Genomic DNA, 13,104 nt, shown 5'->3' with positions numbered 1-13,104 from the left:
ATTAATCTGTTATTTAGGATTTAACCTGCGTGGTTATTCGGCTGAAAATGCGTTATTTTCAGCGTCCTCTGATAGCCGATAATTGACGCCATGTCGGAAACTTAACAAGTGCTATACCTTACTGGTTAGTTAACCTTTTTGGGCTGAATATGCTGAATTTCAGGGTTTCAGCGTGTGTAAGCGATTACATTAGCGTGATCGTCCTCACTTTTTACCCGAGAAAGGTTTTTTAACATTAGATAACAACAATGATGGATAAACTCGGAGGCAACATGCCTGGCAACACTCACAAAAGCAGAACCTCAAACAAGGCAATGACCTTGTTTGTCTGCTTTCTTGCAGCTCTCGCAGGGCTGTTATTTGGACTGGATATCGGTGTTATCGCAGGTGCGCTGCCGTTTATCGCCAAAGACTTTAACGTTACCGCACACCAGCAGGAGTGGATCGTTAGCTCCATGATGTTTGGCGCAGCGGTCGGCGCGGTCGGCTCCGGCTGGATGTCGTCGCGTCTCGGTCGTAAAAAGAGCCTGATGGCCGGCGCCATTCTGTTCGTTATCGGTTCGCTCTGGTCCGCCATGGCGCCGAATCCGGAAATGCTGATCGTCGCACGCGTCGTGCTGGGTCTCGCCGTCGGCGTTGCCTCTTACACCGCGCCTCTTTACCTGTCGGAAATCGCGCCGGAAAAAATTCGCGGCTCGATGATTTCGCTCTATCAGCTGATGATTACCATCGGTATTCTCGGCGCCTACCTCTCCGACACCGCCTTCAGCGCGTCCGGCGACTGGCGCTGGATGCTAGGCATCATCACTATTCCGGCGGTGCTGCTGCTGGTGGGCGTCTTCTTCCTGCCCAACAGTCCGCGCTGGCTGGCGGCCAGAGGCGATTTCCGCGACGCCCAGCGCGTGCTGGATCGTCTGCGCGACACCAGCGAGCAGGCGAAACGCGAGCTGGAAGAGATCCGCGAGAGCCTGAAGATCAAGCAGTCAGGCTGGCAGCTGTTCCAGAGCAACAGCAACTTCCGCCGCGCGGTGTTCCTCGGCGTGCTGCTGCAGGTGATGCAGCAGTTCACCGGTATGAACGTCATCATGTACTACGCGCCGAAGATTTTTGAAATCGCCGGCTTCACCAATACCACCGAGCAGATGTGGGGCACCGTTATCGTTGGCCTGGTCAACGTACTGGCGACCTTTATCGCTATCGGTCTGGTGGACCGCTGGGGCCGTAAACCGACGCTGATCCTGGGCTTCCTGGTGATGGCGGCGGGTATGGGCGTGCTGGGCACCATGCTGCATATGGGCATCCATTCGCAGGGCGCGCAGTACTTTGCTATCGCCATGCTGCTGATGTTTATCGTCGGCTTCGCCATGAGCGCCGGCCCGCTGATTTGGGTGCTGTGTTCGGAAATCCAGCCGCTGAAAGGCCGCGACTTCGGTATTACCGTTTCGACCGCGACCAACTGGATCGCCAACATGATTGTCGGCGCGACCTTCCTGACCATGCTGAATACGCTGGGCAACGCGAACACCTTCTGGGTCTATGCGCTGCTGAACGTCTTCTTCATTGTGCTGACGTTGATGCTGATTCCGGAAACCAAAAACGTTTCGCTGGAGCACATCGAGCGCAACCTGATGTCCGGCAAGAAACTGCGCGATATCGGTTCAAACAACTAAGTTACTCAGGCGGGCCAAAAGGCCCGCCTGAAGCGGTTAGCAATGTGCGGACACGGGTGACAAGGCCCGATCGCAAAGACGCAAAAGCGCCATCCATGGCGGCTCGGCCCGCGCAGTCCCTTGCGCGGGACGCTTTGCTCTTCGGTCCTTGTCACCCGTGTTTTGAGTTTGTTAGCCGTCTGAAGGCGGGCCTTATGGCCCGCCTTTTTTATTTGATTGAGTTCTTCGCCCGCGCCGCCTATGCTTCCGGCATGAAAACGCCCCGACTTCCCATCGCTCTCCAGCAGGCCGTTATGCGCTCGCTGCGCCATTTTTTACAGCTTGCCAGCGACAGGCTGGAGCGCCCGTTTGCCGAACCGGCGCTGGTCTATCAGCAGCGCGGCACGGCGGCAGGCACCGCCTGGCTGGAAAAGTGGGAAATTCGCCTCAATCCGGTGCTGCTGCTGGAAAACCAGCAGGCGTTCGTCGATGAAGTGGTGCCGCACGAGCTGGCGCATCTGCTGGTATGGAAAGTCTTTGGCCGCGTGCCGCCCCACGGCAAAGAGTGGAAGTGGATGATGCAGGAGGTGCTTGGCGTGCCCGCGCGTCGCACCCATCAGTTCGAAATCGCCTCGGTGCGCGCCGCCACCTTCCCCTACCGCTGCGGATGCCAGCAGCATCACCTCACGGTACGCCGCCACAACCGCGTGCTGCGCGGCGAAAGCGAATACCGCTGCGTGCGCTGCAAAAGCCTGCTAAAACCGGGCGACTATTCGCCAGCCTGAGGCTATTCCCATTCCGCTCGCGACGTCATTCTGCTACCCTGCCGCACTTTTTTACCGACTGAGAATAATTCCGCAACATGTCTCGCAAAATTATCTGCGCCGTCGCGCTGCTGCTCTCCCCTTTCGCTGCCCAGGCGATCGCACTGAACAACTACCATCAGAATAACTTTCAGCAGGCGAAAACCTTCGCTGCGGCGATCAACGCCGACGCGCCCGGCTCCTTCTACTGCGGTTGTAAAATCAGCTGGCAGGGTAAAAAAGGCATACCCGATCTCAACAGCTGCGGCTATCAGGTGCGTAAAAACGCCAACCGCGCCGGTCGTATCGAGTGGGAACATGTTATGCCCGCCTGGGAGTTTGGCCACCAGCGCCAGTGCTGGCAGAACGGCGGCCGCAAAAACTGCAGCAAAGACGCCGACTATCGCCGCATCGAAAGCGATCTGCATAATCTGCAGCCCGCCGTCGGCGAGGTCAACGGCGACCGGGGCAACTTCGCCTACAGCCAGTGGAACGGCGGCGAACAGCAGTATGGCCAGTGCGCCATGAAGGTGGACTTCAAGAACAAGCAGGCCGAGCCGCCCGCCCGCGCTCGCGGCGCCATTGCGCGCACCTACTTCTATATGCGCGACCAGTATCACTTGCGTCTGTCGCGCCAGCAGACTCAGCTTTTCACCGTCTGGGACAAGCTCTATCCGGTCTCCAGCTGGGAGTGCGAACGCGACCAGCGCATCGCGCGCGTGCAGGGTAATCACAATCCTTATGTGCAGCAGGCTTGCCAGCGTTAAAATCACTGCCCTACACTAACGTCTTCTCGATATTGCCGCGCCGGGTGCGCGGCGCTCAGCTTTCAGGGCCTGTATGCGCATACCTCGCATTTATCATTCCGAACCTTTAACCAGCGGCAGCGAGATCGCGCTGGACGAAGACGCCTCTAACCACGTTGGACGCGTTCTGCGCATGACCAGCGGCCAGCGTCTGGAACTCTTTGATGGCACTAATCTGACTTTTGCGGCAGAGATCACTCTTGTCGATAAAAAGCGTGTAAAAGTAAGAGTCCTTGAAGGCCAGCCCGACGATCGTGAGTCTCCCCTGTTTCTGCATCTCGGCCAGGTGATGTCGCGCGGCGAAAAGATGGAGTTCACTATCCAGAAATCGATTGAGCTGGGCGTGAGCGTGATTACTCCACTTTTTTCCGAACGCTGCGGCGTAAAGCTGGATGCCGAACGGCTGGCGAAAAAACGCCAGCAGTGGCAAAAAATCGCTATCGCCGCCTGCGAACAGTGCGGACGCAATCGCGTGCCGGAAATCCGCCCGGCGATGACGCTGGAGGCCTGGTGCGCCGAGGCCGACGACGGCCTGAAACTTAACCTGCATCCGCGCGCGCAGCAGAGCATCAACACGCTGCCGCAGCCGGTCGAGCGGGTTCGCCTGCTGATCGGCCCGGAAGGCGGGCTAAGCGCCGAGGAGATAGCCATGACCGGCGAGCGCGGTTTTACCGATATTTTGCTCGGCCCGCGCGTTTTACGCACGGAAACCACCGCGCTGACCGCGATTACGGCACTCCAGGTGAGGTTTGGCGATCTCGGCTAGGGAATAATCAGGGTTTATATTAAGACGCGCGCAGCACTTACTGGCGTCCTGACTGGTCAGCCTGCGCTGACCGCACAGAACGAGGCGGAAAAGACCGCCTCTCTGAGGAGAGAATAATGATTAAACTTGGCATCGTTATGGACCCCATCGCGTCCATTAACATTAAAAAAGACACCAGCTTCGCCATGTTGCTGGAAGCACAGCGCCGCGGTTACGAAATTCACTATATGGAGATGGCCGATCTCTCGCTGCGCGGCGGCGTCTCTTACGCCCGCACCCGCCTGCTGAGCGTCGATCAGAACTATGATAAATGGTATGAGTTCGGCAGCGAGCAGGAGATCAAGCTGGCCGATCTCAACGTGGTCCTGATGCGTAAGGATCCGCCGTTCGATACCGAGTTTATCTACGCTACCTATATTCTGGAGCGCGCCGAAGAGCAAGGCACGCTGATCGTCAACAAGCCGCAGAGCCTGCGCGACTGTAACGAGAAGCTCTACACCGCCTGGTTCTCGGAGTTCACGCCGGATACGCTGGTGACGCGCAGCAAAGAGAAACTGCGCGCCTTCTGGCAGGAGCACGGCGACATTATCATGAAGCCGCTGGACGGCATGGGCGGCGCATCGATTTTTCGCGTCAAGCAGGATGACCCGAACTTCGGCGTGATCACCGAGACGCTGACCAACCACGGCCAGTTCTTCTGCATGGCGCAGAACTATCTGCCGGCCATTAAAGAAGGCGACAAGCGCGTGCTGGTAGTGGACGGCGAGCCGGTGCCTTACTGCCTGGCGCGCATCCCGCAGGGCGGCGAAACGCGCGGCAACCTGGCGGCAGGCGGCCGCGGCGAAGCGCGCCCGCTGAGCGAAAGCGACTGGGAAATTGCCCGCCGCGTTGGCCCGACGCTGAAAGCAAAAGGATTGATTTTTGTCGGCCTGGATATCATTGGTGATAAACTCACTGAAGTGAACGTCACCAGCCCGACCTGCGTGCGTGAAATCGAAGCCGCATTCCCGATCTCCATCACCGGTATGTTGATGGACGCTATCGAGAAGCGTCTGGGCTGAGCATGACCCTGGAGCCAGGCTCCGTGATCAACCCAAACCGGCGCATACCCGCGCCGGCTATTTTTGGTACATCGAGTGAGAATGAATTTACAGCATCATTTTTTGATTGCCATGCCTTCCCTACAGGATCCCTTTTTCAAACGCTCCGTGGTCTATATCTGCGAGCACAATGAAGAAGGCGCGATGGGTTTGATTATCAACAAGCCGATGGAAAATCTGACGGTCGAAGGCATTTTAAAGAAGCTGAAAATCACGTCAGGCGAGCGCGATCCCGCGATTCGTCTGGACAAACCGGTATTCAGCGGCGGCCCGCTGGCTGAGGATCGCGGCTTTATTCTTCACTCCGCGCAGCGCATCTTCTCTTCCAGCATCCGCATTTCCGACACCACGGTGATCACCACCTCGCGCGACGTGCTGGAATCGCTCGGCACCGCTTCGCAGCCGGAGCATGTGCTGGTGGCGCTGGGCTACTGCGCCTGGGAGAAAGATCAGCTGGAAAACGAGCTGATGGAGAACGCCTGGCTCACCACGCCCGCCAACAGCAATATTCTGTTCCAGACGCCGATCGCCGATCGCTGGCGCGAAGCGGCGCGCAGCATCGGCATCGATATTCACAGCATCGCCAGCGATGCGGGACACGCCTGATGACGACGCAAACGCTGCTGGGTTTCGACTTCGGCACCAAAAGCATCGGCGTCGCGGTCGGCCAGCAGCTGACCGGCAGCGCCCGTCCGCTCGCCGCGCTGAAAGCGCAGGACGGCACGCCGGACTGGCTGCAGATCGAGCGCCTGCTGAAAGAGTGGCAGCCTGATTTCGTGGTGGTCGGCCTGCCGCTGAATATGGACGGCACCGAGCAGCCCTTGACCGCGCGCGCGCGCAAGTTCGCCAACCGTCTGCACGGCCGCTTCGGCGTGCGCGTCGAGCTGCAGGACGAGCGCCTCAGCACGGTAGAAGCGCGTGCCGGCCTGTTTGAGCGCGGCGGCTATCGCGCGCTGAATAAAGGCTCGGTGGACTCGCAGTCGGCGGCGATTATTCTGCAGGACTGGTTCGAAACCCATTAAGGCCCGCCTCGCTCTCGCCTGATTCAGGAGCGACCAGCCCTTCCCGCTGCCGCGCCAGCAGGCTCTGCTCGAAGGTTTGCATGCCGGCCTGCGCGCCGGTTTGCAGCAGCGCGCCGATCTGATGCATCTTGCCGTCGCGGATCAGGTTGGCGATAGCGGGCGTGGCGATCAATACCTCAAACAGCCCGACGCGTCCGCCGTCGCGCGCCGCCATCAGCTTCTGCGCCAGTACCGCTTTCAGACTGCCTGCCAGCTGGGCGCGCACCAGGTTTTTCTCCTCCGCCGGAAAGACATCCACCAGGCGATCGATGGCCTGCGCCGCGCCGCGCGTATGCAGCGTAGCGAGCACCAGATGGCCGGTTTCGGCGGCGGTGAGCGCCTGACGGATAGTGTCGCCGTCGCGCAGTTCGCCCAGCAAGATAACGTCGGGATCTTCACGCAGCGCGGCGCGCAGCCCGAGGCTGAACGAGGCGCAGTGCGCGCCGATTTCGCGCTGCTGGATCAGCGACTGCCGGCTCTGATGAATAAACTCAATGGGATCTTCCAGCGTAATAATGTGCTTCGCCTGCTGGCGGTTAATGGCGTCGACCATGGCGGCAAGCGTGGTCGATTTGCCGCTGCCGGTCGCGCCGGTCACTAATATCAGCCCGTCCTCCAGCTGCAGCCAGCGCGACGCCGCCGGCGGCAGGCGCAGGCTCTCCAGCCTCGGACAGCGGGTTGCCAGCGTCCGCAGCGCCAGCGACAGCCCCTGCCGCTGGCGAAACAGGCTGGCGCGCAGCCGCTGACCGTCGGCCAGCGAGAAAGCGCAGTCGGTTTGCCCCTGCGCCGCCAGCTCTTCGCGCTGTCGCGGATCGAGATAGCGCCCGACAGCCTGCTCCAGCCAGTCGGCCGTGAGCGGCGCGAGATCGGGGAGCGGCTCCAGCCTGCCGTGGCGCCGCCAGCGCGGCGAATCTCCGCTGCACAGGTGCAGATCGGCGGCATTATGCTTTACACTAAGCGCCACCATTTCTTCCAACTCCATAGATAGCCTCCTGACGATGACCTCAATCCAGCACAACCTACAGCAACTGCGTCAGCGGATCCGCGCTGCCGCAACGCAATGCGGGCGCGATCCAGAAGAAGTTACGCTGCTTGCCGTCAGTAAAACCAAACCTGCGAGCGCGGTCGAAGAAGCCATCGCAGCCGGCCAGCTCGCCTTCGGCGAAAATTACGTGCAGGAAGGGGTTGAAAAGATTGAGGCGCTGGCCGCACATCCACAGGTGGAGTGGCACTTCATCGGCCCGCTGCAGTCGAACAAAAGCCGCCTGGTAGCGGAGCATTTCGCCTGGTGCCATACGGTGGATCGCCTGAAGATCGCCCAGCGCCTGAACGATCAGCGTCCCGACGCGCTGCCGCCGCTGAATGTGTTGATTCAGGTAAATATCAGTGACGAAAACAGCAAATCTGGCATCATGCTGGAGGATTTGCCCGAACTGGCGCAGCAGGTTGCCGCGCTGCCGCGGCTGCAGCTGCGCGGCCTGATGGCGATCCCGGCGCCAGAGAGCGACTACGCGCGCCAGCTGGCGGTGTGTCAGCGGATGGCCGACGCCTTCCGTCAGCTGAAGCAGCGCTATCCCGACGTCGACACGCTTTCTCTGGGAATGAGCGACGACATGGAAGCGGCTATTGCCGCAGGCAGCACCATGGTGCGCATCGGCACCGCGATTTTCGGCGCGCGGGATTATGCGCGCAACCCACAACAATAATTGAGGAACCTCATGTTAACACTGACGTTTTTAGTCAAAACGCTGATCGATCTGTATGTGATGGTGCTGCTGCTGCGCATCTGGATGCAGTGGTCGCGCTGCGACTTTTATAATCCGCTGTCGCAGTTCGTGGTGAAGATCACCCAGCCGATCATTAAGCCGCTGCGCCGCATTATTCCGGCTATTGGTCCGATCGATACCGCCTCGCTGCTGCTGGCATTTGTGCTGACGACGCTGAAATACCCGATTTTGCTGCTGATCCAGGTCGGCGCCTTCTCGGTCGATCCGGCCAATCTGCTGGTCGGCCTGCTGTCGCTGGTGAAATCCGCCGGTTATCTGGTGTTCTGGGTGATCATCATTCGCTCGCTGATGAGCTGGATCAGCCAGGGACGCGGCCCGCTGGACTATGTGCTGGTGCAGCTGACTGAACCGCTGATGTCGCCGATTCGCCGCATTCTGCCTGCGATGGGCGGCATCGACTTCTCGGCGATGATTGTGATCCTGGTGCTCTACGCCCTGAACTTCCTCGGCATGGACCTGTTTCCGGGCCTCTGGTTTCTGCTGTAAATATGACTGGAACTGCTATGCAAAAAGTTGTGCTCGCCACCGGCAATCCCGGCAAGGTACGTGAACTGGCGGATCTCCTCTCCGCCTTTGGCCTGGATATCGTGGCGCAAACCGATCTGGGCGTGGAGTCGGCGGAAGAGACCGGCCTGACCTTTATTGAAAACGCCATTCTGAAAGCGCGTCACGCCGCGCAGATCACCGGCCTGCCCGCCATCGCCGACGATTCGGGCCTGGCGGTGGATGCGCTGGGCGGCGCGCCCGGCATCTATTCGGCGCGCTACGCCGGAGAGGCGGCCAGCGATCGGGAGAACCTTGAGAAACTGCTGAACGCGCTGGAAACGGTGCCGGACGGCGAACGTCAGGCGCAGTTCCACTGCGTGCTGGTCTATCTGCGCCATGCGGAAGATCCGACGCCGCTGGTGTTCCACGGCTGCTGGGCGGGCGAAATCACCCGCTCCGCCGCCGGCGAAGGCGGTTTCGGCTACGATCCGATTTTCTACGTGCCCGAACTGGGCAAAACCGCCGCCGAGCTAAGCAAAACGGAAAAAGGCGCGGTTTCTCATCGAGGCAAAGCATTGACGCTGCTGCTGGAAGCGATGCGCAATGCCTGATTTACCGCCGTTAAGCCTCTATATCCATATTCCGTGGTGCGTGCAAAAGTGCCCCTACTGCGACTTCAACTCCCATGCGTTAAAAGGCGAGGTGCCGCACGTCGAGTATGTGCAGCACCTGCTGCGCGATCTGGAAAACGACCTGCCGCTGACCCACGGGCGCGCCGTACGCACCATTTTTATCGGCGGCGGCACGCCGAGCCTGCTGAGCGGCGAGGCGATGCAGATGCTGATGGACGGCGTGCGCGCGCGGCTGCCGCTGGCGGCGGATGCGGAGATCACCATGGAAGCCAATCCCGGCACCGTAGAGGCTGACCGTTTCAGCGCCTATCAGCTGGCGGGCATTAACCGTATCTCTATCGGCGTGCAGAGCTTCGACCCGCAGAAGCTGGAGCGGCTGGGACGCATTCACGGCCCGGACGAGGCGAAGCGCGCCGCGCAACTGGCTGAGGGGCTGCATCTGCGCAGCTTTAACCTCGACCTGATGCACGGCCTGCCCGATCAGTCGCTGGAGGAGGCGCTGAGCGACCTGAAGCAGGCGATCGCGCTCAACCCGCCGCATCTCTCCTGGTATCAGCTAACCATCGAGCCGAATACGCTGTTCGGCTCGCGTCCGCCGACGCTGCCGGACGACGACGCGCTGTGGGATATTTTCGAGCAAGGGGATCGTCTGCTGACCGCCGCCGGCTATCAGCAGTATGAGACCTCCGCCTACGCGAAGCCGGGCTACCGCTGCGAGCACAACCTCAACTACTGGCGCTTCGGCGACTACCTCGGCATTGGCTGCGGCGCGCACGGCAAGCTGACCCAGCCTGACGGGCGCATCGTGCGTACCGTGAAGACGCGCCACCCGCGCGGCTTTATGCAGGGCCGCTATCAGGAGAAGCAGTATGAGGTCGACGACGCGGAGAAGCCGTTCGAGTACTTCATGAACCGTTTCCGCCTGCTGGAAGCGGCGCCGCGCGAGGAGTTTGCGCGCTATACCGGCCTGAGCGAGCAGACCATTCGCCCACAGATGGATGCGGCGATCGCAGCAGGCTACGTCGCGGAGAGCGCCACGCACTGGCAGGTAACCGAAAAAGGTAAGCTGTTTTTGAACTCGCTGCTGGAGCTGTTTTTGGCGGAGGAGTAAGGGGAAACAACGAGGGCGGCGCAGGCCGCCCTTACTGTTATGCCTTCGGGAAGATCCACAGATGGTTTTCCGGCAGCGCCAGATAGCAGTGCTGCGGGTCGCGCACCTCATGGCCGTAGGCGCGAATAGTGAAATCGTCGCCTGCGGTGCGGAACAGGTACTCCCAGCGATCGCCGAGATACATGCTGGTGACCAGCGGCAGTTCCAGCTGGTTCTCGCCCGGCCCTTCCACCAGCCTCACGCGCTCTACGCGGATCACCGCCGTGGCCTCCTGGCCCTGCTGCACACCTTCTCCCGCTCTGCCCCACAGGCTCCAGCCTTTGCCCTCGATACGCGCTTTACCGTCGCGCAGCTCGGCGATTTTTCCGTGCAGCCGGTTGTTGCTGCCCATGAACTCAGCGGTGAAAAGAGTTTTCGGCGAGCCGTACATCTCCTGCGGCGTGCCCTGCTGCTCGATCTTGCCGTTATTCAGCAGCAGGATGCGGTCGGAAATCGCCATCGCCTCGTTTTGGTCGTGCGTCACCATCAGCGCCGACAGCCCGAGCTTGATAATCAACTCACGCAGGAAGACGCGCGCCTCTTCGCGCAGTTTGGCGTCGAGGTTCGATAGCGGCTCATCCAGCAGGATCACCGGTGGGTTATAGACCAGCGCACGGCCGATGGCGACGCGCTGCTGCTGTCCGCCGGAAAGCTGGTGCGGATGGCGCTTGCCCAGATGGCCCAGCCCCAGCTGGTTGAGTACGTCCTGCACCCGCTGATTAATCTCCGCGGAAGCGATCTTACGCAGCTTTAACGGATAGGCCACGTTCTCAAACACCGTCTTATGCGGCCACAGCGCGTATGACTGAAACACCAGCCCGAGGTTGCGCTCTTCCGCCGGGATCTCACTGCGCGGCGTACCGGCATACACCTGGTTTTTGCCGATGATAATCTTGCCCTGCGTCGGCTTTTCCAGCCCGGCGACGGCGCGCAGCAGCGTGGTTTTGCCGCTGCCGGAGGGGCCAAGCAGCGACACCACTTCGCCGCGCTGTAAATTCATGGAGACCCCTTTCAGAACCGGGTTGTCGCCATAGGTTAAATGCAGATCTTCTACTGATAATTCAATCATGTAATTTAACTCCAAATCGCAGGGCGATACCCAGGCCTACCACCACCAGCAGGATGTTAATAAAGGAGAGCGCGGCGACGATATCGATCGCGCCCGCGGCCCACAGGGAAACCAGCATTGAGCCGATGGTTTCCGTACCGGGCGACAGCAGATAAACGCCGGTGGAGTATTCGCGTTCAAAAATCAGGAACATCAGCAGCCAGGAGCCGATCAGGCCGTAGCGTGAGAGCGGGATCGTCACGTGGCGCGTAATCTGCCCGCGCGTGGCGCCGGTGCTGCGCGCCGCCTCTTCCAGCTCGGGCCCTACCTGCAGCAGCGTCGAGGAGATCAGCCGCAGGCCATAGGCCATCCACACCACGGTGTAAGCCAGCCAGACGCTGAAGATGGTGCTGCGCAGCGAGCGCAGCCAGACGATGAGGTTATCGCGCAGCCACTGCGACCAGGCGAAATCGGAAAGCCAGCCCGATTTAAGCGAGTTGTCCAGCCACAGCGGCAGGAACAAAAACACCCAGAGAAACGCCAGGCCCGCCAGCAGCCCCGGCACGGCGCGCGGCACCAGCACACTGTAGTCGAGGAAGCGCGTGGTGTTGTCAGGCTTGCGGTGCATGGCGATGCCGATGAACAGGTAGCATCCCACCGCTAACGCGCCGCCGATCACGCCGATCGCCATGGAGTTGACGATGGCGCGCAGCAGATTTGGCTGCGCCCAGATAGTCTGAAAAGTTTTGATCGACAGCTCGTCCCACAGCGAGACGCCGACGCCCCAGTTAGAGATAAAGGCGCGCAGCACCACGCCCAGCAGCGGCACGCCAATGGTTACGGTCAACCAGAACGCCACTACCGCGCCCGCCACCCAGCGCCATTTCCCCAGCGGCAAGGCGCGCGCCTGGGAAGCTTTGCCCTTAACGGTCACGAAGCGGTTAGCGGTGCGCATCAGGCGACGCTGCAGCATCACCAGCGGAATGGTAATGCAGATCAGCACCACGGCCACCGCGGCCATCAGGTGATACGAAGGCGTGCCGAGCTTATTGGTCAGCTGGTAGAGATAGGTCGCCAGCACCATATTGCCTTCAGGATCGCCCAGCACCAGCATCAGGCCGAAGACTTCCAGTCCGAGAAAGAACAGCAGCACCACGGCATAGAGGATCGAGGGGCGCACCATCGGCAGGCTCACCGCCGTCATCACCTGCAGCGGCGAGGCGCCGGCGATGCGCGCCGCCTCCTCGACATCCGATCCCACGCTGCGCAGCGCCGAGGAGATATAGAGATAGGCATGGGGAACGTGCGTCAGCCCGGCAATCACCACGATGCTCGACATGTCGTAGATATTCCACGGCACAAAACCGAGCAGGGACTGCGCCCACAGCGAGAAGAAGCCGACCGGCCCGGCGGCCACCACATAGCCGAAACCCAGCACCATTGGCGAGACGAAGATCGGCACGAGGATCAGCGGCTCGATAATGCGTCTGCCCGGCAGGTCGGTACGCACCATCAGAAACGCCAGGATGCCGCCCAGCGGAATGGCGATGATCACCAGCCCAAAGGCGAGAATAAAGCCGCTTTTTAGCGCCTTGTAGAAGTCGGGGTCGGTGAAAATAAATTCAAATGACTCCAGGCTCCACTCTTTTGACGGCGCAAAAAAGGGGGCGGATAAAAAGCTCTGGATGACGATAAACGACAGCGGTACATAGATAACCAGCGCGGTTAACAGCACCACGACGCCGCGCGGCAGGCTTTGCCACTTTCTGCGCAATGCATTCATATTGAGACCCTGAATGGCGAAATCTGAGGAAAG

General features: G+C 60.4%; 14 protein-coding genes. 11 read left to right on the top strand and 3 right to left on the bottom strand.

Annotated features, from left to right (window positions below; genetic code table 11):
- The first annotated feature begins 272 nt into the window (after positions 1-272).
- The 7 genes from PVE98_RS03390 to ruvX all read left to right on the top strand — a co-directional run bounded on the left by PVE98_RS03390 (position 273) and on the right by ruvX (position 6,146).
- Complete coding sequence (locus PVE98_RS03390; RefSeq protein ID WP_033752553.1) at positions 273-1,670, top strand: sugar porter family MFS transporter; 1,398 nt, start codon at positions 273-275, stop codon at positions 1,668-1,670.
- A 251-nt stretch (positions 1,671-1,921) separates the two neighbouring features.
- Positions 1,922-2,434: a SprT family zinc-dependent metalloprotease gene (locus tag PVE98_RS03385; RefSeq protein ID WP_033752556.1), complete on the top strand. Its 513-nt coding sequence runs from the start codon at positions 1,922-1,924 to the stop codon at positions 2,432-2,434.
- Between the two features lie 77 nt (positions 2,435-2,511).
- Positions 2,512-3,219, top strand: a complete 708-nt coding sequence (gene endA, locus PVE98_RS03380) for a deoxyribonuclease I (RefSeq protein WP_048780887.1) — start codon at positions 2,512-2,514, stop codon at positions 3,217-3,219.
- A 73-nt stretch (positions 3,220-3,292) separates the two neighbouring features.
- Positions 3,293-4,024 (top strand): 16S rRNA (uracil(1498)-N(3))-methyltransferase, encoded by a 732-nt coding sequence (gene rsmE / locus PVE98_RS03375; RefSeq protein ID WP_033752252.1) that lies wholly within the window; start codon positions 3,293-3,295, stop codon positions 4,022-4,024.
- Positions 4,025-4,140: 116 nt separating this feature from the next.
- Positions 4,141-5,085, top strand: coding sequence for a glutathione synthase (gene gshB, locus PVE98_RS03370; protein ID WP_033752255.1), 945 nt, complete (start codon positions 4,141-4,143; stop codon positions 5,083-5,085).
- 81 nt (positions 5,086-5,166) lie between these two features.
- The gene (locus PVE98_RS03365; RefSeq protein WP_033752258.1) at positions 5,167-5,730 is read left to right on the top strand and encodes a YqgE/AlgH family protein; all 564 of its coding nucleotides are present in this window, start codon (positions 5,167-5,169) and stop codon (positions 5,728-5,730) included.
- Positions 5,730-6,146, top strand: coding sequence for a Holliday junction resolvase RuvX (gene ruvX / locus PVE98_RS03360; RefSeq protein ID WP_033752261.1), 417 nt, complete (start codon positions 5,730-5,732; stop codon positions 6,144-6,146). Before PVE98_RS03365 ends, ruvX begins: the two co-directional genes overlap by 1 nt.
- On the opposite strand, the gene PVE98_RS03355 is transcribed toward ruvX, so the two are convergent.
- Positions 6,115-7,167: a type IV pilus twitching motility protein PilT gene (locus tag PVE98_RS03355; RefSeq protein WP_407568542.1), complete on the bottom strand. Its 1,053-nt coding sequence runs from the start codon at positions 7,165-7,167 to the stop codon at positions 6,115-6,117. The genes ruvX and PVE98_RS03355 overlap by 32 nt on opposite strands.
- Positions 7,168-7,183: 16 nt before the next feature.
- Between PVE98_RS03355 and PVE98_RS03350 the strand changes: the two genes are divergently transcribed.
- The 4 genes from PVE98_RS03350 to hemW are packed head-to-tail and all read left to right on the top strand — an operon-like array spanning position 7,184 to position 10,201.
- Positions 7,184-7,891 carry a YggS family pyridoxal phosphate-dependent enzyme gene (locus PVE98_RS03350; RefSeq protein ID WP_096073765.1) on the top strand — a complete coding sequence of 236 codons (708 nt, stop codon included), beginning with the start codon at positions 7,184-7,186 and terminating at the stop codon, positions 7,889-7,891.
- A gap of 12 nt (positions 7,892-7,903) precedes the next feature.
- Positions 7,904-8,458 (top strand): YggT family protein, encoded by a 555-nt coding sequence (locus PVE98_RS03345; protein WP_033752264.1) that lies wholly within the window; start codon positions 7,904-7,906, stop codon positions 8,456-8,458.
- Between the two features lie 17 nt (positions 8,459-8,475).
- A complete protein-coding gene (locus tag PVE98_RS03340) occupies positions 8,476-9,069 on the top strand; it encodes an XTP/dITP diphosphatase (RefSeq protein WP_096073766.1) in 594 nt (197 codons plus the stop codon).
- Entirely contained in the window at positions 9,062-10,201 is a 1,140-nt protein-coding gene (gene hemW / locus PVE98_RS03335; RefSeq protein WP_096073767.1) for a radical SAM family heme chaperone HemW, read from the top strand. Before PVE98_RS03340 ends, hemW begins: the two co-directional genes overlap by 8 nt.
- Before the next feature lie 37 nt (positions 10,202-10,238).
- On the opposite strand, the gene PVE98_RS03330 is transcribed toward hemW, so the two are convergent.
- Both PVE98_RS03330 and PVE98_RS03325 read right to left on the bottom strand, forming a co-directional pair.
- Positions 10,239-11,309, bottom strand: coding sequence for an ABC transporter ATP-binding protein (locus PVE98_RS03330; RefSeq protein ID WP_096073768.1), 1,071 nt, complete (start codon positions 11,307-11,309; stop codon positions 10,239-10,241).
- On the bottom strand, positions 11,302-13,071 hold the full coding sequence (locus PVE98_RS03325; protein WP_033752272.1) for an iron ABC transporter permease: 1,770 nt from the start codon (positions 13,069-13,071) through the stop codon (positions 11,302-11,304). Before PVE98_RS03325 ends, PVE98_RS03330 begins: the two co-directional genes overlap by 8 nt.
- Positions 13,072-13,104: the final 33 nt, after the last annotated feature.

Origin of the sequence: Pantoea sp. GABEPS69 (assembly GCF_045780835.1) — a bacterium.
Taxonomy (GTDB): Bacteria; Pseudomonadota; Gammaproteobacteria; order Enterobacterales; family Enterobacteriaceae; genus Pantoea; species Pantoea septica.
Note: the sequence above shows the minus strand (reverse complement) of the source record. Positions and strands in the feature narration are given on the sequence as shown.

What these genes read in the sequence shown, in the direction of transcription:
- PVE98_RS03390 (WP_033752553.1), top strand. Translation starts at nt 273, where the DNA reads ATGCCTGGCAACACTCACAAAAGCAGAACCTCAAACAAGGCAATGACC.
- PVE98_RS03385 (WP_033752556.1), top strand. Translation starts at nt 1,922, where the DNA reads ATGAAAACGCCCCGACTTCCCATCGCTCTCCAGCAGGCCGTTATGCGC.
- endA (WP_048780887.1), top strand. Translation starts at nt 2,512, where the DNA reads ATGTCTCGCAAAATTATCTGCGCCGTCGCGCTGCTGCTCTCCCCTTTC.
- rsmE (WP_033752252.1), top strand. Translation starts at nt 3,293, where the DNA reads ATGCGCATACCTCGCATTTATCATTCCGAACCTTTAACCAGCGGCAGC.
- gshB (WP_033752255.1), top strand. Translation starts at nt 4,141, where the DNA reads ATGATTAAACTTGGCATCGTTATGGACCCCATCGCGTCCATTAACATT.
- PVE98_RS03365 (WP_033752258.1), top strand. Translation starts at nt 5,167, where the DNA reads ATGAATTTACAGCATCATTTTTTGATTGCCATGCCTTCCCTACAGGAT.
- ruvX (WP_033752261.1), top strand. Translation starts at nt 5,730, where the DNA reads ATGACGACGCAAACGCTGCTGGGTTTCGACTTCGGCACCAAAAGCATC.
- PVE98_RS03355 (WP_407568542.1), bottom strand. Translation starts at nt 7,167, where the DNA reads ATGGAGTTGGAAGAAATGGTGGCGCTTAGTGTAAAGCATAATGCCGCC.
- PVE98_RS03350 (WP_096073765.1), top strand. Translation starts at nt 7,184, where the DNA reads ATGACCTCAATCCAGCACAACCTACAGCAACTGCGTCAGCGGATCCGC.
- PVE98_RS03345 (WP_033752264.1), top strand. Translation starts at nt 7,904, where the DNA reads ATGTTAACACTGACGTTTTTAGTCAAAACGCTGATCGATCTGTATGTG.
- PVE98_RS03340 (WP_096073766.1), top strand. Translation starts at nt 8,476, where the DNA reads ATGCAAAAAGTTGTGCTCGCCACCGGCAATCCCGGCAAGGTACGTGAA.
- hemW (WP_096073767.1), top strand. Translation starts at nt 9,062, where the DNA reads ATGCCTGATTTACCGCCGTTAAGCCTCTATATCCATATTCCGTGGTGC.
- PVE98_RS03330 (WP_096073768.1), bottom strand. Translation starts at nt 11,309, where the DNA reads ATGATTGAATTATCAGTAGAAGATCTGCATTTAACCTATGGCGACAAC.
- PVE98_RS03325 (WP_033752272.1), bottom strand. Translation starts at nt 13,071, where the DNA reads ATGAATGCATTGCGCAGAAAGTGGCAAAGCCTGCCGCGCGGCGTCGTG.